The sequence below is a fragment of the Labrys neptuniae genome, from assembly GCF_040797145.1.
In the GTDB taxonomy this organism is placed as follows: Bacteria; Pseudomonadota; Alphaproteobacteria; order Rhizobiales; family Labraceae; genus Labrys; species Labrys neptuniae.
Map to the genome: position 1 here is coordinate 96499 of NZ_JBFNQD010000016.1, position 23461 is coordinate 119959.

Annotated in this window: 18 protein-coding genes; 7 read left to right on the forward strand and 11 right to left on the reverse strand. The window is 66.2% G+C overall.

What is annotated here, in order from left to right; translation table 11 throughout:
* The first annotated feature begins 80 nt into the window (after positions 1-80).
* Positions 81-635 carry a GNAT family N-acetyltransferase gene (locus ABXS05_RS29320; protein ID WP_367626309.1) on the forward strand — a complete coding sequence of 185 codons (555 nt, stop codon included), beginning with the start codon at positions 81-83 and terminating at the stop codon, positions 633-635.
* Here ABXS05_RS29320 and ABXS05_RS29325 read toward each other — a convergent pair.
* The 3 genes from ABXS05_RS29325 to ABXS05_RS29335 are packed head-to-tail and all read right to left on the reverse strand — an operon-like array spanning position 604 to position 5878.
* The gene (locus ABXS05_RS29325) at positions 604-3657 is read right to left on the reverse strand and encodes an efflux RND transporter permease subunit (protein ID WP_367626310.1); all 3054 of its coding nucleotides are present in this window, start codon (positions 3655-3657) and stop codon (positions 604-606) included. The two genes, ABXS05_RS29320 and ABXS05_RS29325, sit on opposite strands and share 32 nt — an antisense overlap.
* A complete protein-coding gene (locus tag ABXS05_RS29330; protein WP_367626311.1) occupies positions 3654-4757 on the reverse strand; it encodes an efflux RND transporter periplasmic adaptor subunit in 1104 nt (367 codons plus the stop codon). The genes ABXS05_RS29325 and ABXS05_RS29330 overlap by 4 nt, the downstream gene beginning before the upstream one ends.
* Positions 4754-5878, reverse strand: a complete 1125-nt coding sequence (locus tag ABXS05_RS29335) for an efflux RND transporter periplasmic adaptor subunit (protein ID WP_367626312.1) — start codon at positions 5876-5878, stop codon at positions 4754-4756. The genes ABXS05_RS29330 and ABXS05_RS29335 overlap by 4 nt, the downstream gene beginning before the upstream one ends.
* A gap of 294 nt (positions 5879-6172) precedes the next feature.
* On the opposite strand from ABXS05_RS29335, the gene ABXS05_RS29340 reads away from it, so the two are divergent.
* Positions 6173-6694, forward strand: coding sequence for a TetR/AcrR family transcriptional regulator (locus tag ABXS05_RS29340; protein ID WP_311944660.1), 522 nt, complete (start codon positions 6173-6175; stop codon positions 6692-6694).
* Positions 6695-6713: 19 nt separating this feature from the next.
* On the opposite strand, the gene ABXS05_RS29345 is transcribed toward ABXS05_RS29340, so the two are convergent.
* Entirely contained in the window at positions 6714-7652 is a 939-nt protein-coding gene (locus ABXS05_RS29345; RefSeq protein WP_367626313.1) for a LysR family transcriptional regulator, read from the reverse strand.
* 92 nt (positions 7653-7744) lie between these two features.
* Between ABXS05_RS29345 and ABXS05_RS29350 the strand changes: the two genes are divergently transcribed.
* Complete coding sequence (locus ABXS05_RS29350) at positions 7745-8620, forward strand: aldo/keto reductase family oxidoreductase (RefSeq protein ID WP_367626314.1); 876 nt, start codon at positions 7745-7747, stop codon at positions 8618-8620.
* Between the two features lie 210 nt (positions 8621-8830).
* Here the strand turns inward: ABXS05_RS29350 and ABXS05_RS29355 are convergent, their stop codons facing one another.
* The 3 genes from ABXS05_RS29355 to ABXS05_RS29365 all read right to left on the reverse strand — a co-directional run bounded on the left by ABXS05_RS29355 (position 8831) and on the right by ABXS05_RS29365 (position 12528).
* On the reverse strand, positions 8831-10498 hold the full coding sequence (locus ABXS05_RS29355; protein WP_367626315.1) for an OFA family MFS transporter: 1668 nt from the start codon (positions 10496-10498) through the stop codon (positions 8831-8833).
* A gap of 103 nt (positions 10499-10601) precedes the next feature.
* Entirely contained in the window at positions 10602-11411 is an 810-nt protein-coding gene (locus ABXS05_RS29360; RefSeq protein ID WP_367626316.1) for an SDR family NAD(P)-dependent oxidoreductase, read from the reverse strand.
* Between the two features lie 193 nt (positions 11412-11604).
* Positions 11605-12528, reverse strand: coding sequence for a LysR family transcriptional regulator (locus tag ABXS05_RS29365; protein ID WP_311944655.1), 924 nt, complete (start codon positions 12526-12528; stop codon positions 11605-11607).
* A gap of 187 nt (positions 12529-12715) precedes the next feature.
* Between ABXS05_RS29365 and ABXS05_RS29370 the strand changes: the two genes are divergently transcribed.
* The 3 genes from ABXS05_RS29370 (at position 12716) to ABXS05_RS29380 (ending at position 15475) form a co-directional block, all read left to right on the forward strand.
* Entirely contained in the window at positions 12716-13756 is a 1041-nt protein-coding gene (locus ABXS05_RS29370; protein ID WP_367626317.1) for an aldo/keto reductase, read from the forward strand.
* A 91-nt stretch (positions 13757-13847) separates the two neighbouring features.
* Positions 13848-14432 (forward strand): histidine phosphatase family protein, encoded by a 585-nt coding sequence (locus tag ABXS05_RS29375; RefSeq protein WP_311944653.1) that lies wholly within the window; start codon positions 13848-13850, stop codon positions 14430-14432.
* A gap of 170 nt (positions 14433-14602) precedes the next feature.
* Positions 14603-15475: an NAD(P)-dependent oxidoreductase gene (locus ABXS05_RS29380; RefSeq protein WP_367626318.1), complete on the forward strand. Its 873-nt coding sequence runs from the start codon at positions 14603-14605 to the stop codon at positions 15473-15475.
* A 115-nt stretch (positions 15476-15590) separates the two neighbouring features.
* Here the strand turns inward: ABXS05_RS29380 and ABXS05_RS29385 are convergent, their stop codons facing one another.
* From ABXS05_RS29385 to ABXS05_RS29400, 4 genes are all read right to left on the reverse strand, one after another.
* Positions 15591-16319, reverse strand: coding sequence for a FecR family protein (locus ABXS05_RS29385; RefSeq protein ID WP_367626319.1), 729 nt, complete (start codon positions 16317-16319; stop codon positions 15591-15593).
* Positions 16320-16608: 289 nt separating this feature from the next.
* The gene (locus ABXS05_RS29390; protein WP_367626320.1) at positions 16609-18120 is read right to left on the reverse strand and encodes a multicopper oxidase family protein; all 1512 of its coding nucleotides are present in this window, start codon (positions 18118-18120) and stop codon (positions 16609-16611) included.
* Between the two features lie 15 nt (positions 18121-18135).
* Entirely contained in the window at positions 18136-20475 is a 2340-nt protein-coding gene (locus ABXS05_RS29395) for a heavy metal translocating P-type ATPase (RefSeq protein WP_367626321.1), read from the reverse strand.
* 140 nt (positions 20476-20615) lie between these two features.
* Positions 20616-21827: an alpha-hydroxy acid oxidase gene (locus ABXS05_RS29400; RefSeq protein WP_367626322.1), complete on the reverse strand. Its 1212-nt coding sequence runs from the start codon at positions 21825-21827 to the stop codon at positions 20616-20618.
* A gap of 244 nt (positions 21828-22071) precedes the next feature.
* On the opposite strand from ABXS05_RS29400, the gene ABXS05_RS29405 reads away from it, so the two are divergent.
* A complete protein-coding gene (locus tag ABXS05_RS29405; RefSeq protein WP_367626323.1) occupies positions 22072-23310 on the forward strand; it encodes an MFS transporter in 1239 nt (412 codons plus the stop codon).
* Positions 23311-23461 lie beyond the last annotated feature (151 nt).

The following is a 23461-nucleotide window of genomic DNA, read 5'->3' on the forward strand; positions in this document are numbered from 1 at the left end:
GGAACGTCGGCGCTTGAGCCGCGTTTCATGCCCCAAGAGTGTTTCCGGAACGGGTAACTGCCAGCTTTGGGAGCGATGGAATGAGCGCAGTCAACATCCGATCTGCCCGTCTCGACGACGCCAAGGCGGTGGCCGACCTGCATGTCGCGGTCTGGCGCCACACCTATCATGCGCTGGCGCCTTCCAAGGCCTTCGTCGCACTGGACGAGGAGCATCGCTTCGCAAGCTGGCACAAGCGGCTGTCCTCCCCTGCCGCCGACCAGATCGTGCTGCTGGCCGAAAGCGGGGCCGGGCTGGTCGGCTTTGCCGCGGCCGGCACGCCCTCGCAGGCGATCTTCGACGGGCGCAGCGAGATCAAGCATCTCTATGTCGATCCACAGCACAAGCGCCGGGGTATCGGGCGGGCCCTGCTCGAAACGATGGCGGCGCGGCTGGTCGAACAGGGCCGCCGGAGCGCTGCCATCGGCGTCGTCGCCGGCAATGGACCCGCGATTGCCTTCTACGAGGCGCAAGGCGGCAGGCAGGCCGGATCCTACACCGATCCGGGCCCGCTCTGGCGCTCGCACAACCTCGTCTATGCCTGGGACGATCTGGAGGCGCTCGTCAGGCGGCAGCCGGTGTCTTCGGCTCCTTGATCCGGTACCAGGCCACATAGAGGGCCGGCAGGAACAGCAGCGTCAGCACGGTTGCCACCAGGATGCCGCCGATCATGGCATAGGCCATCGGGCCCCAGAACACCTCGCGGGCGATCGGGATCATGCCGAGGCTGGCGGCGGCCGCCGTCAGCATGATCGGACGCATGCGGTGGACGGTCGCGTCCACCACGGCGGTCCAGCGATCCATGCCCGCCTCCTCATGATCCTCGATCTGCTTCACCAGGATCACGGAGTTGCGGATGATGATGCCGATCAGCGAGAGAATGCCGAGGATGGCGACGAAGCCCATGGGCTGATTGAAGGGCAGGAGGCCGAGCACCACGCCGATCAGGCCGAGCGGCGCCACGCTGATCACCAGGAACAGCTTCTGGAAGCTCTGGAGCTGCACCATCAGGATGGTCACCATGGTCAGGAGCATGATCGGCACGATGGCGATGATCGGCCCCTGGCCCTTGGCGGATTCCTCCACCGCCCCACCCACTTCGAGCTTGTAGTGGTCGGGCAGCCCGGCCTTGAATTCGGCCACCTTCGGTGCCAGCCTGTCGACCACCGTCGCCGGCTGGACATTGCCGACCAGCGCGGCCTGCACCGTGATGGTGGGCAGGCGCGAGCGACGCCAGACGATCGGCTGCTCCATGCCGTAGCCGATATTCGCCACCGCGCGCAGCGGCACCACTGTCCCGCCCGAGAGCGGGATCTGCAGGTTCTCCAGCGTCTCCACGGAGTTGCGCTGATCCGCAGTGGCACGGCCGACCACGTTGACCAGATAGATGTTGTCACGCACCTGGGTGAAGGCGGTTCCCGCCAGCGTGCCATCGAGGATGGAGGCGATATCCTGCGAGGTGACGCCGAGCAGGCGCGCCTTGTTCTGGTCGACCTCGACCTTGAGCACGCGCGCCGGCTCGTTCCAGTCGAAGGTGATCGTGCCCAGATTGGGGTCGGCAGCGATGATGCCGGCAAGCTTGATCGCCTGCTCGCGCACCTTCTGGAGATCGGCGCCGCTGACGCGATACTGCACGGGGCGGCCGACCGGCGGACCCAGCTCGAGCGGATGGACGAGCACGTCGATGCCGACGAACTTGTCGCGGGCCAGCGCCTCCAGCTTCTTCTGCACGCGGTTGCGGGCCTCGATATCCTTGGTGACCACCACGGCCTGGCCGAAGAAGGGGTTGGAGAGCTGCTGGTCGAGCGGCAAGTAGAAGCGCACGGCGCCCTGCCCGATATAGGAGCTCCAGCGCACCACGTCGTCATCCCCGACGAACGCCTGCTCGAAACGGTCCATCTGCACCTTGGTCTCACCGATGGCGCTGTTCTGCGGCAGCGTCATGTCGACCAGCAGTTCCGGCCGATCGGACGAAGGGAAGAATTGCTGCTGGACATGGCCCATGGCCACCACGGAGGCAGCGAGCAGGCCAAGGCAGACGGCAATGGTCGCCCAGCGCCAGCGCATGGCGGCGAGCAGCGTGCTCTTGAAGGCGGAAGCCAGCCGGCTCGGCTTTTCGTCATGCTTCTTCATGGTCGCAGGCAGCACGGTCACGCCCAGCAGGGGCGCGAAAAGCACCGCGACGATCCAGGATACCAGCAGGGCGACCGCGATCACCACGAACAGGGTGAAAGTATATTGGCCCGCCGAACTCGAATTGAGGCCGATCGGGATGAAGCCGGCCACCGTCACCAGCGTGCCCGTCAGCATCGGAAAGGCCGTCGAGGTGTAGGCGAAGGTCGCCGCCTTGCCCAGGCTGTCGCCGGCCTCCAGCCGGCTGATCATCATCTCCACCGTGATCATCGCGTCGTCGACCAGGAGGCCGAGGGCGATGATCAGCGCACCCAGCGAGATGCGCTGCAGGGAGATGCCGGTATATTCCATCACCAGGAAGACGATGGCCAGCACAAGCGGGATGGAGATCGCCACCACCAGCCCGGCACGCAGGCCGAGGCTGACGAAGCTCACCGCCATCACGATGATCACCGCCTCCATCAGGGCGCGGGTGAAGCCGGAGATCGCCTCCTCGACCACCGCCGGCTGGTCGGAGACCAGATGCACGCCGACGCCGATCGGCAGGGTGCCGGTGACTTCGGTCATGGCCTCCTTCAGGTCCTCGCCGAACTGGAGAACGTTGCCGTTCGGCGCCATGGCGACCGCCAGGCCGATGGCGGGCTTGCCGTCGAAACGGAAGAGCGAAGTCGGCGGATCGACATAGCCGCGCGTGATGGTGGCGACATCACTCAGCCGGAAGAAGCGGTCATTGACGCGCAGATTGATCGCCCTGAGGTCCTGTTCCGACTTGAAGCCGCCATCGACCCGCACGCTGACGCGATCTCGCCCGGCCTGGATCACGCCGGCGGCCGAGACGGAGTTCTGCGCCTGCAGCGAGGCGATCACCGCCTGGCGGTCGAGCCCGAGGCTGGCAAGGCGCGCCGTGTCGAAATCGAGATAGATCACCTCGTCCTGGGCGCCGAGGATCTGGGTCTTGCCGGCATTGGGTACGGCGAGCGCACGATTGCGTACTTCCTCGACATAGTCGCGCAGCTGGCGGAAATCGATGCCGTCGGCCGTGAAGGCATAGACATTGCCGTAGACGTCGCCGAACTCGTCATTGAAGAAGGGCCCCTGCACACCGCTCGGCAGGGTGTACCAGATGTCGTTCACATGCTTGCGCACCTGGTAGAAGGCATCGCTCAGGGCCCGGCCGTTGGTGGTGTCCTTGAGGTTGACCATGATGGTGGCCGTGCCCGGCCGCGTATAGCTGCGCGTATAGTCGAGCGCGCCGATCTGCTGGAGCTCCTTCTCGACCCGGTCGGTGACCTGGTTGAGGGTCTCGTCGAGCGTGGCGCCCGGCCAGTTCACCTGGACGACCATGGTCTTGATGTCGAAGGACGGATCCTCCTCGCGGCCGAGCCTCACATAGGAGAGAGCGCCGGCGATCACCGAGGCGATCATCAGATACCAGATGAAGGAGCGGTGCTTGAGCGCCCAGTCCGACAGGTTGAAGCCGCTCATTTCTGTTCCTCGAGAGTCTGGCTGCGCTGGAGATCGACGGCCTGGCCGGGTTGCAGGCTGCCAACCCCGGCTTCCACCACGATGTCCCCGTCCTTGAGGCCATCAACCACGGCATAGCCGGCCTTGGTGGAGACCAGGGTCACCGGCCGGGCCACGACCACGGCCTTGGCCGCATCCACCACCCAGACGGACGGCTTGTCGCTCGGTCCGGCCAAGGCCGAGACGGGAACGTCGACATGGGGCGCGACCTTTCGCGTGGCGGACACGGAAATGGTCGAGCCGAGCCGGAAGCCATTGGGTGGATCCTGCAGGGCCAGGCGGGCCCGGCGCGTGCGCGTCACCGCATCGGAGGCAGGCGCGAGCTGGCGCAGCGTGGCTGTGGTGCGGATGCTGGGCTCGCCGGCCAGAACGACGTCGAAGCGGGGATAGGCCTTGAGTTCGTCGGCCAGATAATCCGGCACGTCGACCACGGCCTCGCGCACGTCGGGCCGAGCCAGGGTGACGATGATGTCACCGGCCGACACCACCTTGCCGACGTCGGAATTCACGGCGGTGATCACGCCGTCATAGGGAGCGACGAGCTCGGCATAGCTGAGCACGTTGCGGGCCTGCCGCAGCGAGGCCTCGGCCTGGGAGACCTTGGCGTCCGCCGTCTCCCGCGCGGCCACGGCCGTGTCGACCTGGGCCCGCGAGGCCGTCTCGGTGACCACCAAGGCGCGGCTGCGGTTTTCGGTCAGCACGGCATTGGCGAGCTGGGCCTTGGCATTGGCGAGATCGGCCTCGGCCGACTGCACGGCGAGGCGCAGCAGCGTGGCATCGACGGCCGCCAGCCTGTCACCCTGTTTGACCCTGTCGCCGACATTCACTTCGCGGGCGATGATACGCCCGCCGACCTGGAAGCCGAGATCGGTCTGGTAGCGGGCGTCGACGCTACCGACGAAGGGGCCGAAGCTGGCCGTGTCGATGCTGCGCACCGTGAGGGTCAACACCGGCCGGGCGATGCGGTCCTGCGCCAAGGCGTCGCCAGCCAGTATCAGGGCACCCCCGGCCAGGGCCACTAGGGCCGCCGAGGCCATCGGCATGAGACGGGAAAAGCTCATCGCGCCTGCTCCTCGACAGTTTCGATGACGACTTCGACGACCTGGCCGGGCCGCAGCAATTGGCCGCCGCGCACGACGACGCTCTCGCCATCTTCGAGTCCGGCCGACAGCACGATGTCCTGCGTGGTGTAACGATCGAGCGTGACAACCCGCGGTTCGACCGCATGGGTGTCGGCAGCGACGGTCCAGACAGCCGGTTTGCCCTGCCACTCGAACAGAGCCGAGGACGGCAGCACGAAACGCTTCTGGGCAGCAAGGCTGGCCTCGCCGCGCACGGCCGTGCCGAGCGACATGGCCGGTGGCGTCTCCTTGAGGCCGATCTTCACCCGGATCGTGCCCTTGCGGGCATCGACGATGGGCGAGATCTCCCGCACATGGCCGGTCGTCTTCACGCTGGGATCAGCCACCAGCGTGATACCGATCTCCGGTGAACCCGGCGGCTTGTCGATCAGGGCCTCGTAGACGTCGAAGACCGCGTCGCGCGGTCCGTCCTGAGCGATGCTGACCACGGTCTGGCCGGCCTGGACGACCTGCCCCGCCTCGGCATTGCGTGTCGTCACCGTGCCGGCGACACCGGCGCGCAGATCCGCATAGCCGAGCTGTTCCTTGGCCTGCTCGACCTGTGCCGTCGCGGCCGCCACGGAAGCCTGGGCGACGCTGAGATTCTCCTGCGCGGCGTCGAGGCTGCTTTGCGAGGTGGCATTCGAGGTGATCAGCGTCTTCTGGCGCTGATACGCAGCCTGGCTCTGCTGGAGCTGCGCCTGGGCTGAAGCGAGCGCGGCGTTGGCGGTATCGAGGGCGATGCGTTGCTCCTGCCCGTCGACGCGTGCCAGCACCTGGTCTGGCGTGACGTGATCGCCGACATCCACCAGCCTTTCGACGATGCGCCCGCTCACGCGGAAGGATATGTCGCTCTGCACCTGGGCCTCCACGTCGCCGGTCAGGCTGACGCTCGGCCGGTAGTCGGCAACCCGCGCGGTCACGACGCCGACCCGCGCCGGCGCCCCTCCGCTCCAGGCAGCGGCAGGCAAGGTCATCGCGATCAGGCTTCCAAGCAGGACGGCGCGCTGCAGCCGTACGGCGCGGCGCGGCCACGCAGGATTGCCGAGGTTTGAGGTCATCGTCGTCCTCGCTGATTCATGCGAATGTCGTTCGAGGAAGCCGCTTCGACGGGAAGGCCTGAGGTCCTGCAACTGCTGCATCGTCCTCACCCGCTCCGCGGCGTCCAGAGGCCATGGTTCCCTCCCGGGACACCCGGTCGGGAACGATCATTTCACTTGTCGAGCGTTCCCATATCAACTAAAAACAAAACCGTCCAGACGGTTTTTTATTAAGCGGAGACCCTTTCAGGAATTATGCCCCAGTCTGCTCCCCCACCCCAGACCCTGCGCGCGCGAAAGTTGCAGCGGCGCAGCATGGAAACCATCGGGCAAATCCTGACCGCCACCATCGCGGTGATCGAACGCATCGGCGTTCACAACCTCACCATCGATCTGGTGGCGGCAGAGGCCGGCGTCAGCAAGGGCGGCGTGCTGCATCATTTCCCGACCAAGACGGCTTTGATCGTCGCGGCCATGCGTCAGGATATGGAAACGCTGATGATGGAAATCGACGAGACCGCTGATGCGACCGTGAATTTCGCCTCGGCCCTGGCTCAGCTCGCCCGTCGCGTCGCTCTGGAGGAAGGCGGTGTGTCGCCGGCGTTCCTGGTGACTGCTGCCGAAATCCCGGAAGCGGCCGGCGTGCTGGCCACCATGTTCAGCACATTGGTCGAGCGAGCGGGCAAGGATGACAAGGCCGGCAGCATCGACTCGACCCTGGTGCTGTTCGCCTCCTATGGCATTCTCATCAGCATGGGCATGAAGTCCTTCCAGCCGAGCGCCGAGGAACTGGCCGCCCTGCTCGATAAACTGGACGCCTTTGCCGCGAGGGCCTGATGCCGTTGCTCAACTCCCCTCACCGGAGAGGCCTGTCCTCGGCGCCCGCCAGGGAGCGTGGCCCGGACGTCTTGATGAAATCGATGAATGCCCGCAGCGGTGCGGGAACGAGACGTCGCCCGGGATAATATAGAAAAGGGCCGGAGAAGCGTTGCCACCAGGGTTCAAGGACAGGTTCGAGAGCCCCGCTCTGAAAATACGGGCGCAGCCAATCCTCGAACAGAAAAATGATACCCGTGCCGGCAATTGCCGCCTCAACCGCCAGATCCGTCGCCGTACCGACGCTCACCAGGAGCGGCCCGGTGGCGTCGACGGTCACGATCTCGCCGTCGCGCTCGAACTCCCAGGCCGGCATTGCCCCGGATGAGAAACGGCCATGCAGGCAGGCATGGTGAAGCAGATCGCGCGGGTGCTCGGGCCGCCCCCGCCGATCGAGATAGGCGGGCGCCGCTCCAGCAGCAAAGCGCTGCATGCGCGGCCCGATGGGCACGGCTATCATGTCCTGTTCCAGCCGCTCGTCGTAGCGGATGCCGGCATCGCAGCCCGCCGCCAGCACATCGACGAAGCTGTCCTCGGCAATCACCTCCAGCCGGATATCGGGAAAGGCGGCAAGGAAACCGGGCACGATCGCCGGCAGCACCAGCCGGGCGGCGCTGACGGGCACATTGAGCCTGAGGGTCCCCGCCGGTCTGTCGCGAAAACCGTTGACGACATCCAGCGCCGCCTCCATCTCGCTCATGACCGGGCCAAGCCGCTCAAACAGGCGCTCGCCCGCCTCGGTGGCGGCGACGCTGCGCGTCGTACGGTTCAGCAGCCTGACGCCGAGCCTCGTCTCCAGCCGGCTCACCGCCTCGCTCAGGCCCGACGGGCTGGCTCCGCTCGCACGAGCGCCGTCACGGAAGCCCCCAGCCCGGGCGACGGCCATAAAGGCATGGAGATCGTTGAGATCGATTTTCACTGTTCGTAACTCCGAACAAACTGTCCGGATTATGGCCGATTGTCGCGCCAATTGACAGGCCCTAGCTACACCGGACGAACAGGAGATCGACCATGACCTCAACCAAGCAGTCCGCCAATTTCAACCTCGGCGACCGTGCCGTGAAGCGCCTCGGCTATGGCGCCATGCAGCTTGCCGGTCCCGGCGTGTTCGGTCCACCCAAGGATCCGGACGCGGCCCTGGCCGTGCTACGCGAAGCCGTCGCATCCGGCGTGAACCATATCGATACCAGCGACTTCTACGGCCCGCACATCACCAACCGGCTGATCCGCGAGGCCCTGCACCCCTACGCCGACGATCTCGTCATCGTCACCAAGGTGGGCGCCCGGCGTGGCGAGGACGCGTCATGGCTTCCCGCCTTTTCGCAGGAGGCCCTCACCCAGGCGGTGCACGACAATCTGCGCAATCTCGGGCTTGATGTCCTCGACGTCGTCAATCTTCGCGTCATGTTCGACGTTCACGGGCCGGCCGAGGGATCGATCGAGGCGCCGCTCACCGTCCTGGCCGAGCTTCGGGAGCAGGGCCTCATCCGGCATGTCGGACTGAGCAACGTCACCGCGACGCAGATCGCCGAAGGACGCCGCATCTGCCCGATCGTCTGCGTGCAGAACCACTATAATCTCGCCCACCGGGCCAATGACGCCCTGATCGACGATCTCGCCCGCCAAGGTACCGCCTATGTGCCCTATTTCCCGCTTGGCGGGTTTACGCCGCTGCAATCCTCGACCCTGTCGGAGGTTGCCCGGCGCCTCGGTGCCTCGCCCATACAGGTCGCGCTCGCCTGGCTCTATCGCCGCGGGCCCAATATTCTGCTGATTCCAGGCACGTCTTCCGTCGCGCATCTGCACGCCAACCTCGCAGCGGCAGAGCTCGACCTGCCGGCAGACGAGGTCGCCGCTCTCGATCGCGTTGCGGCAAGCCGTTCCTAAGGAGGGCAAGCAATCAACCAGAAGACCGGTTCCCCGTCTCGTCATAGCCGGGCCTTGATCCGGCTACCCAGAAGCCGCACGGACGAACCGTCGGGGAGCTGGATTGCCGGGTCAAGCCCGGCAATGACAAAGGTCGAGCCCCTCGAAACGCTTAAGTGAACTGCATTGGGTTCTCCGTCCCGTTCTTTCTCGATACGGGGGGATTTCGCTCTAGTGGAACAGCTTCAACGCATTGGAGAAGGTGATCCACACACCCCAGAGAATGGGAATGCCGACGGCCAGCCAGGCCAAGGCAGCCGGGCCGTTCAATCCGCCCCGCCCGATGCCTGAGGATTTCCCCTCCTGCGTCCCGCCGCGCTTTTGCAGGGCTGCGACCTCGGCATCGCTCATGAACCAGCGGGAGGCCACCGGCTTGATCATGAGATTGATGACGAAGCCGACGGCGAGCATGCCGGCGAGCACATACATGGTGCGGTCATAGACCTGGGCTCGGGGCACGCCGGCGGCGATCTGGGCGTCGCGGATATAATTGATCACCACCGGCCCGACGATCCCCGCCGTCGACCAAGCCGTCAGCAACCGGCCATGGATGGCACCGACGAACTGGGTACCGAACATGTCGGCGAGATAGGCCGGAACCGTGGCAAAGCCGCCGCCATACATCGAGACGATCACGCAGAAGAAGGCGACGAACACCGCCAGCAGCCCGGCATGGGCAGCCCAGGGCGCCGAGGCATAGAGCACGATACCGAGGCCGAAGAAGGTGGCATAGGTAAGCTTGCGGCCGAGCTTGTCGGACAGCGAGGCCCAGAAGAAACGCCCGAAGATGTTGAACAGAGAGAGCAGGCCGACGAAGCTCGCGGCGATGGTGGCGACCAATTTGGCCTGCCCCGCATCGAGCGCTCCGAAGGCGATCTCCGGCTTGCCGATCAGCGAGCCGGCAAAGATCTCCTGCAGCATCGGCGAGGCCATGCCGAGCACGCCGATGCCAGCCGAGACGTTGAGGCAGAGCGCCGCCCAGATCAGCCAGAATTGCGGGGTCTTATGGGCATTGGACAGATGGACATGGCCCGAGGTGATCATCGCCTTGGTGCTCTCGGGCGGCGTCCACCCTTCCGGGCGCCAGCCGGCCGGCGGCACGCGATAGCCGAAGGCGCCCGCCATCATGAAGACGAAATAGATCACGGCCAATGTCACGAAGGTCTGCCAGACGCCGACGCTGTCCGCACTCTTGAAATGATTCATCAGGATATCGGCCAGGGGGGAGCCGATCATCGCACCGCCGCCGAAGCCCATGATCGCCATGCCGGTGGCCATGCCGCGCCGGTCCGGGAACCATTTGACCAGCGTGGAGACGGGAGAGATGTAGCCGAGGCCCAGGCCGATGCCGCCGATCACGCCCGAGCCCAGCCAGATCAGCCAGAGCTGGTGGATATAGACGCCGACCGCCGAGATGAGCAGTCCGCCGCACCAGCACAGGGCGGCCACGACACCGGCCTTGCGCGGCCCGGCGCGCTCCAGCCAGCCGCCCCAGATGGCGGCGGCCGAGCCGAGCAGCACGAAGAAGAGCGTATAGGTCAAGGTGAGGTCGGAGACACGCCAGTCGCAACTCGTGGTGAACAGGGCCCGCCCCAGACCGACGAGAGCACCCCAGAAACCGGGATCGACCGCACAGGCCACCGGCTTGCTGATGCCGAGTGCCTGTCCTAGAGGCAGCCAGAAGACGCTGAAGCCGTAGGCCATGCCGATGCACAAATGGATGGCCAGTGCCGCAGGGGGTACGAGCCAGCGATTGAACCCCGGCCGCGCCACGATGCGTTCACGATCCAACAAACCAGGCGCCAGATCCCCAGCCTCGGCAGAAGCGCTACTATTCATTGGTGTTTCCTCAATATTTTCTTCTTAATTTCGCGGATAAAGCGCCGCCTTCGCGCGCAAACTTCCACGAAACTGAGGATCACGCAACGTCTGAGCCTCGGCTTTACTGAGCCAGATAGCCTCCATCCACCGGAAGCGTATGGCCGGTCACCATGGCGGCACCCGGACCGGCGAGGAAGAGAATGGCCGGGGAGACCTCATGCGGCTCGGCGATGCGGCGCAACGGCGTCATCGCCTCGATGCGCTGCATCAGTTCGGGCTGGGCCAGCAGGGGCGCGATGAAGGGCGTACGAACATAGGTGGGAGCGACCGCATTCACACGGATGCGATGCGGCGCCCATTCCACCGCCAGGGCGCGGGTGAGATTGACGATGGCGCCCTTGGTGGTCTGGTAGGAGATGTTCGGATAGACGCCGCCGCCCGACAGGGCCATGATCGAGGCGGTGTTGATGATCGCCCCACCCTGCCCGGCCGCGATCATATGGCGGGCCGCGGTGCGCGCGCACAGGAAGACGCCGGTCATGTTGACGGCCACCACCTTGTCCCACGCTTCCAGGCTGAGATCCACGGCCGCATCGCGGATGGCGAGGCCGGCATTGTTGACGAGGATGTCGATATGGCCGTGGCGGGCGGCGATCTCAGTGAAACGCGCCGTCACCTCGGCCTCATCGGTCACGTCCATGACGAGCGCTTCGGCGCGGCGTGCGCCCCTGACGCTTGCCAGCACGTCCTCGCCCACCGGCGCCCGATCGAGAATGACCACCTCGGCCCCGGCCGCGGCCAGGGCCTGCGCCGCCGCCAGCCCGATGCCGCTGCCACCGCCGGTCACGGCCGCGACCTTGCCTTCCAGCCCGTAAAAATCGGTCAGGCTGACCGCGCCGCCCTGTTCCGCCGGATGTCCCTGTTCGCCCATGGTCGTTTCCCCTAAGCAGGATTTCTCAATGTTCTCCGCGGACGGGCAATAATGAGAAATCCTGCAAGTATTTGAAATCTTGCAGGTTCCTCTTGCTCGAGCCTGCTCGTTCTTGGATTGCCGCGTTCCCCAAAGCGGCGATGCAACGCCGACTCAAAAGTCCGACCATTCATCTGTGGCACCAAACCCGATGCTACGGAAGGCCGGAAACACCGGATTGACGCAGATGCTCGGCGCAGGCTTCTACGAAGGCGCGCAGCTTGGGCTGGCTCCGGCTGGTGCGGGGAAAATAGACGAAAAGGCTGTCGCCGGCCGGCGAAAATTCCTCCAGCACCGTTTCCAACAGCCCCTGGGCGAGCTCACCGGCCGTTTGCAGGGTCGAGCCATAGAGCAGCCCCATGCCTTGTACGGCCAGGGTCCGCAGCAGCCAGGGATCATTGGCAACGATGGCGCCGGGCGGCTCGATACTGAGCGCCTGGCCGTCCCGCTCGAACTCCCAGCGATAGATATCGCCGACATCCGGCCGCCGGTAACGCAGGCATTGGTGCCGGGCGATGTCTTCGGGCGCTTGTGGCCGGCCATGCCGGGCGAGATAGGCCGGGGAGGCCATCACCATCCAGCGAAAGGGCGGCGTCACCCGCACGGCGATCATGTCCTTGTCGATGAACTCGCCGACACGAATGCCGGCATCAAAGCCCCCTTCGACCAGCTCGGCATGGGTGGAATCCACTGTCACGTCGACATGCACCTCCGGCCAGCGTTGCTGAAACAGCGGCAGCACCGGTTCGAGGACATGCACCAGCGCCATGCGATGCACCAGCAGGCGCAGCGTGCCCGAAGGCTTGGCCCGCGACTGCACGAGATCGTCCAGCGCCCCCAGGATGGTCTCGGCTGCAGGCCCGAGCTGGGCCAGGAGGCGCTCGCCCTCCTCGGTCAGGGCAAGGCTGCGCGTGGTGCGGTGCAGGAGCGGCAGGCCGAGCCGGCGCTCCAGCCCCTGCAGCGCCTGGCTCACCGCCCCGGCAGTAACGCCGAGTTCGATGGCTGCCGCGCGGAAACTACCCCGGCGCACGATGGCGAGGAATTCGGACAAGCCGTCGAAGGGGTCGCTGCGTGCCATCTCTGCGTCGCTGGAAGGGAATACGGTTCGACTGTATAGCACAGCTATACAGCGTGTGGAGCCGGCGCCGGCTTATGGCCTCGCCGGCAGGGGTCTATCTTCGAAGCGTGGCCGGGAGCCGGGCTCCCGCCCCTTGCCTGCCGCCAGAGCGGCAGCTTCCATCCCCTTGATTCATGGATTTCATCTCATGCGCTACAAGACACTTGGCAGCAGCGGCCTCTTCGTATCCGAGCTTTGCCTGGGCACCATGACCTTCGGTGGCGGCAACGAGTTCTGGAACACGATCGGCACGCTCGACCAGAGCCTGGCCGACGGCATCGTCGCCCGCGCCCTCGATGCCGGCATCAATTTCATCGACACCGCCGATGTCTATTCGGGTGGCCTGTCGGAGGAGATCACCGGCCGCGCCATCGTCAATTCCGGCCGCAAGCGCTCCGATGTCGTGCTCGCCACCAAGGCGCTCGGCACGGTCGGCCCGGGGCCGAACGACAGGGGCGCCTCGCGCGGCCACATCATGGATGCGGTCAAGGCCAGCCTGAAACGCCTCGGCACCGACTATATCGATCTCTACCAGATCCATGGCCTCGACCGCTTCACGCCGATCGAGGAGACCATGCGCGCCCTCGACGATCTCGTAAGGCAGGGGCACATACGCTATGTCGGCCTCTCCAACTGGTCTGCCTGGACGATCATGAAGGCCCTCGGCCTCGCCGACCGGCATGGCTGGACGCGGCCTTCCACCCTGCAAGCCTACTACACCGTCGCCGGGCGTGACCTCGAACGCGAGATCGTGCCGCTGCTGGAGGCTGAAAAGCTCGGCCTGATGGTGTGGAGCCCGCTCGCCGGCGGCCTGCTCTCGGGCAAGATCGATCGCGACGGCAAAGGCCCGGACGGCGCGCGCCGGACCAATTTCGACTTTCCGCCCGTCGACAAGGACCGAGCCTTCGCCTGCATCGATGTGATGCGCGAGATCGCGCAGGCCCACAACGTGTCCGTTGCCCGCATCGCGCTGGCCTTCGTGCTGCATCGGCCCTTCGTGATGTCGGTGATCATCGGCGCCAAGTCCATCGAGCAGCTCGACGACAACCTGGCCGCCACAGATGTGGTGCTGAGCGCCGACGAACTCGCCCGTCTCGATGCCGTCAGTGCCCTGCCCCGCGAATATCCCGGCTGGATGATCGAGCGCCAGGCGGCGATGCGGCTGCCCGAGCCCCAGGGCCGCGCCTGATGCGATCAGCCCGAAGGGGATGGCAATCGCCCTTCCCTTCGGACAGGATGAACCGCGAGAATTCGTTGCCGCGACCGCTGGAGACCGACGCTTGACCGCCACCAGGATCGCCCATTTCATCACCCATGCGGACGTCGAGATCGACCCGGCCATTCCAGTGCCGCAATGGCGGCTCTCGGCCAGGGGCCGGGCCCGGCACGAGGCCTTCAACCGGCATGGTTTCGTCACGCGCATTACCGCCGTCCACTCCAGTGACGAACGCAAGGCGCGTGACGGCGGCGAGATCCTGGCCGGTCATCTCGGTCTGCCCGTACAGGTGGTGCCGGCCCTGCATGAGAATGACCGCTCGGCGACCGGATTCCTGCCGTCACCCGAATTCGAGGCCACCGCCGACGCCTTCTTCGCCAATCCGGAGCTCAGCATTCGCGGCTGGGAGCGCGCCATCGACGCCCAGAACCGCATCGCCGCCGCCGTCGACGCCATCCTGGCGGCCGATCGCAGCCATGGCGACATCGCCATCGTCGCCCATGGCGGGGTTGGCACGCTCCTGCTCTGCCGCCTCCTGTCCGCCCCGATCGACCGCCGCCACGACCAGGCGGCGGGCGGCGGCAACTATTTCAGCTTCGAGGTGGCGACACGACGGCTGCTGCAGGGTTGGAAGCGGATCGAGCCCTGAATCAGCTTCCCCCCGGCACTGGGAAGGCAGCAACGCTCATCCATCCGCCACGCCGCCCCAGAGCACCGGGGTGGCCCCGTACTGCGAGCCCGCACAATCGTTCAAGATTGGCGCGGGACCGCTGGATAGGATCCTTTCCCCGAAGATTTCAGGACGAGAAACGCGTCATCATGCCTGTCGGCTTCATCGGTCTCGGCGTCATGGGGGAACCCATGGCGCTCAATCTCGTAAAGGCGGGAACGCCGCTGGTGGTCTGGAACCGCTCCCCGGACAAATACGCCAGCTTGCAAGCTGCCGGTGCCGCGGTGGCCGTCAGCCCCGGCGAGGTCTTCGCCACGGCGCACATCGTGATCCTGATGCTGGCGAACACGGCGGCGATCGATGCGGTGCTCGGCCGCGGCTCGATGGATTTCGAAAACCGGGTCGCCGACCATATCATCGTGCAGATGGGCACGATCTCGCCGGAAGATTCGCGCCGACTCGACCAGGACATCCGCGCCGCCGGCGGCCACTATGTCGAAGCTGCGGTTTCCGGCTCCCGCAAGCCGGCCGAAGCCGGACAGCTCGTGGCCATGCTGGCAGGTGATGCGGGCGCGCTTGCCGAGATCCGTCCCCTGATCGCTACGATGTGCCATCAGGCTTTCGACTGCGGAAGCGTTCCCGGCGCCTTGACGATGAAACTCGCCGTCAACCTGTTCCTGATCACCATGGTGACTGGCCTTGCCGAGGCCGCCCATTTTGCCGGGCAGCATGGTCTCGACATGCAGCAGTTCCGGGCCATTCTCGATGCCGGCCCGATGGCGAGCCCGGTCTCCCGCATCAAACTGCAAAAACTGGTCGAGGGTGATTTTGCGGTACAGGCCTCGATCGCCGATGTGTTGAAGAACAACCGCCTGGTCGCCGACGCCGCCCGCCGCGCTGGGCTTGCCTCGCCCCTGCTCGACATCTGCCATGCCCTCTATGGCGAGACACAGGATCTCGGCCTCGGTACGTCCGACATGGCGGCGGTCATCCGGGCCATCGAGGCGCGGACCGCGCACTGAACAAGGCGGAAAGCCCCATCGCCGCGCTGCCATGATCGATGCCGGTCGCCCAGCAGATCGTCTCCAACACGCGACCACTCGCGCCGGCCTGCTCCGCTTCAGTGAAGCGGCGGAACTATTTCGGCGCGGGATGACTGCCGCCCGATGTGTGATCCGACGGCTTACTGGCACCGCCCGGCGACGGCATGTCACCACCACCCGAAGGCGAGATGTCGCCGCCACCAAAAGTGTGGCGCGACCCGACCACGGCGGCCCAGGCTTCGCCGATGCGCAGGCGGCTCCAGGCCGCGGGCCTGGCCGGCGGGACCTGCATGCCGGTAAGCTCGGTGCCGAAACCAGGGGTGAGCCGCACCGTTCCCCCTCTGGTAGCGACGTCGACGATGCCATCCTCGACATAGACGCCGAACTTGCCCCAGCTCGGCCCGGCGAAGAACCGGGTGCCGCGAGCGGCGATCAGACCAAACGGCGTCGTAACGCCGAGTTCCCCCGACGGGCGATCATGCGGGCGGTCGAACAGAATGGCGCCGCGCTCGAGCACCAGCTTGCCGCCCCGGTCGATCAGGAACTTGTCGATGCGTACCCTTGTGCGGGCGCCCAGCAGCAAGCGGGTGGCCTCGCCAAGCTGCGCCGACAACCGCGCGCTCTCGCCGGTCGCCAGGAGATCGTTGAGATAGACGGGGTCGCCGACCGCGAGCAGACGGGTGCGGCCACGGGCCTGCGCGGTGCTTTCGCCGCTGGCGCCCAGGATCGAGCCCGCCTCCACGGCGGCCCGAGCCAGGACTCTCTCCGGCCGTATTCCGGCAAGCAACAGGCCAGCCAGGAGTGAACGGCGGTGGATCGGCATGATGAGGCTTTCCAGACGAGGGGGTGGTGGATCAGGGGAAAACCGGACCCGACACCGCCAAGCCGGCGGCCTCCTCCCTGCCGGGACAGTCCGTTTCAACGAACGTCCCCAGACGATGATACCGCTCTATTCTTGATGTGTACGCTTCTTCCGGTACCGGCCGCAAAGTAAGTTCCTCGAGTTCCTTACCCGCGGCCAGTCATTCATCCTAGCTGAAACCCTTTCGTCTACAAGCCCCCCGAACTCATGCAGAAGACTTAGGCTTTTGCAGCCAAGGCGGGCGATAGGATCAGGCCCGTACCTCGACAACGCCCATCATTCCCAGCTGCTCATGTTCCAGGATATGGCAATGATACATGCGCAGGCCCGGCTGTTCCTGCCGCACCAGCAGGCGCACGGTTTCGCCGCGCGCCACATTGATCGTATCCTTCCAGGCGCGATAGGGCGCCTTGCTCACCCGGCCGTCCCGCTCGGTCTCCACCGGCTGGAACTGCGTACCGTGAAGATGGAAGGGGTGATCCATGTCCGCCAGATTGGCGATCTCCCACAATTCGGTCTGCCCCGCCTTGGCGACGACATCGACCCGGTTCATGTCGAAGGAGGCGCCGTTGATAAGAAAGCCCATCTTCATGCCGCCCTCCCCCATCGACATGGTCTCGGTGAATTCGAGGCGGCGCGTAGCGACGGGCGGGCCGAGATCGGCAATGCGGCGCAGCTTCGCCGGCAGGGCCGGAGCCGTCTCGGCCCTGTCCGCCGTCACATCGATAGTCATCAGATCGGCGGCGGTGTCGGGACGTCCCGGCCCCATCCAGCCGTGATCGACATCCTCCGTCCGCAGCACCACTTGCCCCGGCTGGTCGAAGGCGACGACGACCTCTGCCCGTTCGGCGGGCGCGAGATCGATGACCCGAAGCCCGGGCACCGGCGCTTCGAGAAGGCCGCCGTCACTGCCGATCAGCGTGATCGGCGCCGTGCCGAAGGTCAGGCGCAGAAAGCGCCCATTGCTGGCGTTGAACAGGCGGAAGCGGCGCCGGCTGCCGGCGGGCAGCGTCAGGACAGGCTTCTTCTGGCCGTTGACCAGGACATGGTCACCCACCCGCCCATTCATCAGGTCCGCCATGGTGTTGGGCGGGATCGAGCCGTCGGACGCCAGCCTCAGATCGGTAAAGAACAGCGGCGTATCGCCATAGGCGGCCGGGATCGGATCCTGGCGCGGCTTGACGATAAGGGCCCCGGCGAGACCGCGATAGACCTGCTCGGCCGTGCGGCCATGGGGATGGGGATGGTACCAGCAGCTGCCGGCGCTGCCTTCCGGCAGCTCGAAGGCGTAGAGCCGATCGGCGCCTGAGGCCACCGGGTCCATGGGATTGCCGTCCTGCTCCGCCGGCACCGGCATGCCGTGCCAGTGGATAGTGGTCTCTTCGCCCGGAATATGGTTGGCGAAGCGGATGGTGACCTTGTCGCCCTCGGTCACTTCGATCAGGGGGCCGGGCGTCTCGTCGTCATAGGCAAGGATGGGCGTCTCGACACCTCCGGCAAAGCGGGCGATGGCGGGCTTGGCCGTGAGATCGGCCTCGAAACGCCCAGGCCCGCTGGCCCGATTGGCGAGACGTGGCAGGTCGCGCAGCGGAGCCCCTTCAGGCAGCACAGGCGAGGCCGCGGGAACCGCCGTCTTGCCATCCCCTGGCGACATGCCCGGCATATCCATGCCATGCTTGGAATGATCCTGCATTTGCGCCGCGGCAGGGCTTGAAATCACCAGGGCGGCGACGCCGGAGAGCAGAAATTCACGTCTGTTCATACCGATAATCCTTGCTCAAAGCTGGCGCGTGCGCAGGCGCAACGCGTTGGCAATGACGCTGACGGAGGAGAGCGCCATGGCGGCCGCGGCGATGATGGGCGACAGCAGGATGCCGAAGACGGGGTAGAGCACCCCGGCCGCGACGGGCACACCGGCGGCGTTGTAGACGAAGGCGAGGAAGAGGTTCTGGCGGATATTGGCCATGGTGGCCTGCGATAACCGCCTTGCCCGCACGATGCCCATGAGATCGCCCTTGACCAGGGTGACCCCGGCGCTCTCGATCGCCACATCCGTGCCCGCGCCCATGGCGATGCCGACATCGGCCGCCGCCAAAGCCGGCGCATCGTTGACGCCGTCGCCGGCCATGGCCACCACCTTGCCCTCGCGCTTGAAGGCCTCGACCAGCGCGCTCTTGCGTTCGGGCAGGACCTCGGCCTCGACGGCATCGATGCCGAGCCGGCGGGCGATGGCCTCGGCGGTAACGCGGTTGTCCCCTGTGACCATCACGACATGGATGCCCTCTTCACGCAAAGCCGCCAGGGCGGCCGGCGTGGTTTCCTTGACCGGATCGGCAATGGCGAGCAGGCCGGCCAGGCGACCGTCGACAGCGGCGAAGATCACCGTCGCCCCGTCCTGGCGCAGCCGGTCGGCTTCCGCAGCCAGGGCGACCGCGACACCTTCCTGCGCCATGAAGGCCGCATTGCCGAGGAGAACCAGCCGCCCCTCGACGGTCCCCCGCGCGCCCTTGCCCGTGGGGGAGTCGAAATCCACAACCGCAGACAAGGCGAGGCCCTTCGCCTCCGCCGCCGCGACCACGGCCCGGGCCAAAGGATGTTCGGAAGCCCGCTCCACGCTGGCGGCCGGCCGCAGCAGATCGTCTTCGGCCATGCCCTCCACAGGCCAGATGGCGGTAAGCGTCGGGCGCCCTTCGGTGAGCGTGCCCGTCTTGTCGACCACCAGCGTGTCGACCTTCTCCAGCCGCTCCAGCGCTTCGGCATTGCGGACCAGCACGCCGAGGCCCGCGCCCTTGCCGACGCCGACCATGATCGACATCGGCGTCGCCAGGCCGAGAGCACAAGGGCAGGCGATGATCAGGACGGTAACTGCGGCGACCAGGCCATAGGCCAAGCGAGGCTCCGGCCCGAAGATCGCCCAGGCGATGAAGGCCACCGCCGCGATCAGGATGACCAGGGGCACGAACCAGCCGGCTACCTGGTCGGCCAGACGCTGGATCGGTGCCCGCGAGCGCTGCGCCTGCGACACCATCTGGACGATCTGGGCCAGCATGGTGTCGCCCTCGACCTTGTCGGCGCGGATCACCAAAGCGCCGGTCTGGTTGAGCGTACCGCCGATGACGCTGTCGCCGACGGCCTTGGCCACCGGCATGGATTCGCCGGTCACCAGCGCCTCGTCGAGTGAGGAGCGCCCCTCCAGCACGCTGCCGTCCACCGGCACCTTCTCGCCGGGACGGATGCGCAGGCTGTCGCCGACCGCCACCTTGTCGAGCGTGATCTCCTCCTCCGAACCATCTTCCCTTATGCGTGTCGCCGTCTTCGGAGCCAAGTTGAGCAAGGCCCTGATCGCCCCCGACGTATGTTCGCGGGCCCTGAGTTCGAGCACCTGGCCGAGCAGCACCAGCACGGTGATCACCGCGGCCGCCTCGAAATAGACGGCCACGCTGCCGTCGTCACCACGGAAGGCGTCGGGGAACAGGCCGGGCGCGAGCACCGCCACCAGGCTGTAGACCCAGGCGATGCCGGTGCCCATGGCGATCAGGGTGAACATGTTGAGGCTGCGGCGCAGCACGGACTGCCAGCCGCGGACGAAGAAAGGCCAGCCACCCCACAGCACCACGATGCTGGCCAGGACGAGCTGGATCCAGGCCGATCGGGCCGGCGGCACCAGATGATGCAGCGCCGGGACGAGATGAGCCCCCATCTCCAGGATGAAGACCGGCAGGGTCAACACCAGGCTGACCCAGAAACGGCGCGTCATCTCGGCGAGCTCGGGATTGGGGCCGGCTTCGGCCGTGACCTGCAGCGGCTCGAGCGCCATGCCGCAGATCGGGCAGGACCCCGGTCCTTCCTGCCGGATCTCGGGATGCATCGGGCAGGTGTAGATCGTGCCCTCAGGCGCGGACACCGCGGGCTTGCGCCCGCCGAGATACCGTCCCGGCTCCGCCTCGAATTTCGACTTGCAGCCGGCCGAGCAGAAATAATAGGGGTGCCCTTCATGCTGAATGGAATGCTTGGCGGTCGCCGGATCGACATCCATACCGCAGACCGGATCCTTCACGCCGGCCGGCGCCCCGCCATGATCGTGGTGGTGGTCGTGATGATGGTGATGGTCGTTCATCAGCCCGTCCCATGCCTCTCAATCGATTCGCGCTGGTCTCCCAGCCTTCGGGAACAGGGCGTAAGGCTTGACATCATGGGAAGGTCAAGAGAGTTTTCGGAAAGCTGACGATTTGTTTTGGCTTCGGTGATGCGCCGCGATCAGCCTACCGCCCGCACATGCACCGGTTGCAATTCGTCGAGGCTGCTCACGCCCAGCATGGCCATGTTGCGAGCGATTTCCGCCTGCAGGAGGCCGAAGGCGTGGCGGACGCCGCCCTCCCCGCCGACGGCGGCGGCAAACAGGAAAGGACGCCCGACGAAGACGAAATCGGCCCCGAGCGCCAGCGCCTTGAGGACATCCGTGCCCCGGCGGAAGCCGCCATCGATCAGCACCACCATCTCGCCAGCCTCCGAAACGGCCTCGCGCAGGACCGTCATCGGAGCGACCGCCGTATCGAGCTGGCGCCCGCCATGATTGGAGATCCAGACGCCGTCGACGCCTCTCGCGCGCGCAGTCGCGACGTCCTCGGGCGCGAGAATGCCCTTCACTACCAGCTTGCCGCGCCATGACTGCCGGATGAAATCGAGATGGCTCCAGTCGAGCCCGTCACGGGCGCCGATATCCCGCACCGCATTGCGGGACAGCAGGGTCGGGCCGCGAAAGGCATCCATGTTCTCGAAGCGCGGCATGCCGCCGGCCAGGGTGCGGGCAAAGGTCCCCAGCGACCAGGACGGATGGGTGATGCCGTCCCAGAACAATCGCAGGCTCGGTTTCAAGGGCGTCGAGAAACCGGTACGGGCATTGTTCTCGCGATTGGCCGCCACCGGCACGTCGGCGGTGAGCACCAGCGTCTCAAAGCCTGCGGCCGCCACGCGTGCCACCATGCGGCTGATGCGTTCGGGTTCGCCCGGCAGATAGGTCTGGAACCAGCGCGCCCCACCCTCCTCGGCCAGCCTCTCCAAGGGGATCAGCGAAGTGGCACTGGCCACCATCAGGGCATCCTCGGCTGCGGCGGCCCTGGCGAGCGCCAGGTCTCCTTCGAAAGTGGCGAGGCCCGACAGCCCCATGGGGGCGATGCCGACCGGCAGGGCATAGGCTTGGCCGAACAGGGAATGGCGCGTCGAACGCGCCCTGGTATCGACGAGCACGCGCGGCACCAGCCCGAGGGCGGCCAGCGCCCGGCTGTTGCCGGCATGCGCGGCATTCGTCTCGGCAGCACCGGCATAATAGCCATAGATCTGGCGCGGCAGATGACGGCGGGCCGCCGGCTCGAAATCCGCAAGCGCCAGGAAAGGCCGCAACGACCGCGGTACGTTCGCCTCGATGCGGCGGGCGGTGACCACCGTCCGGGAATTCGAATTGTCCGGCACTCTTCCTGCTCTTCTCCAGCCCACCCGGTTTGCGCGTCGTTGCCCCTTATCCCTTGGCGCAAGCAGGACCGCTTCGTCAATCAAGGCCGCAGGACATATCGCCCGATGCGTCAAGTATACCGTACAGTGAGTGTACAGGCCGGCCATTCGGGTGAATCGTCCCCGCCATCTATCGAATTCCCCAAGAAGCGGGATGAAGCGGCGGCGTCAGGAATGCGATCGCCTCTCTCCCGAGGAGATGGAAATGGCGCTGTCCGATCCGATCAAAGCCAGGCCCGCATTCAATCGCCAGACCCTGCTCATTCTGTCCGCCGCCGTCATCCTGAGCGCGGCCATGGGCATCCGGCAGACCTTCGGCCTTTTCGTCGAGCCCTTCTCGCTTGACCGGGGACTTCCCGTCACCCTGATCGCTTTCGCCATCGCCATCCACAATCTGGTCTGGGGAGCAGCACAACCTTTTGCGGGGGCTGCGGCCGATCGCTATGGCGCAGCGCCCGTGGTGGCATTCGGAGCCGCTGCCTTCGCTCTCGGCCTCGGCATTGCCGCCATGGCGCCGTCGGGGATCATGCTCGTCCTCGGTCTCGGCGTGCTGGTCGGCATCGGCATCAGCTGCACGGCCTTCGGTGTTGTGCTGACCGCGGTCGGCCGCGAGACCGCGCCCGAAAAACGCAGCATGGCCATGGGCATTGCCAGCGCCGGCGGCTCGTTCGGACAGGTCGCGATGGTTCCCCTGGCCCAGATCGTCTCGGAATATTCGGGCCTGTCCACCGCCCTCATCGTCTTGGCGCTGGTCATGCTGGCCGCGGCGCCTTTCGGCCTGTTTCTGGATGGCCGACCAAGGCTGGCCGCGGCCGAGAAGGAAGAGGCGGCCCTGCCGCTGAAAGCCGCGCTGGAACAGGCTCTCGGCCATCGCGGCTATTGCCTTCTCACTCTCGGCTTCTTCACCTGCGGCTTCCAGCTCGCCTTCATCGCCACCCATCTGCCGGGCTATCTTTCGCTCTGCCACATGCCGTCGGGCACCGGGGCCAAGGCCCTCGCCTTGATCGGCCTGTTCAACATGGCGGGAAGCTGGGCCTGCGGCTGGCTCGGCGGGCGCTACCGGCAGCAGCATGTGCTCGGCTGGCTCTATCTGATCCGGGGCGTCGCCATCGCCGCCTTCTTCCTGGCGCCGAAATCGGACAGCTCCGTCACCCTGTTTGCGGCCGTGATGGGCCTGACCTGGCTCGGCACGGTTCCCCTCACCAGCGGTCTCGTCGCCAAGGTCTTCGGCGTGCGCCATCTCGGCACCCTGTTCGGCATCTGCTTTCTCAGCCACCAGATCGGCTCGTTTCTCGGCGCCTGGCTGGGTGGCCTGACTTTCGATCTCACCGGCTCCTACACACTGGTGTGGTGGGCGACCGCCCTTGCCAGCCTGATGGCGGCAGCGCTGCATTTCCCGATCAACGACACGCCGCAAGTCGCGGCAGCTCCAGTGCAAGCGTGAAAGCTTCCCTGGGACCGCCGGCATCCTGCCGGCCTCTTCCAATCCAGCGAGCGTGGGGCAATCAAGAGCCGGCAAGATGCCGGCGGTCCCTGTGTAGTTAGACTGTGTCAGGATGGGTGCGGGCGAGAGACCGTGCGATCCTGGGTCGTTG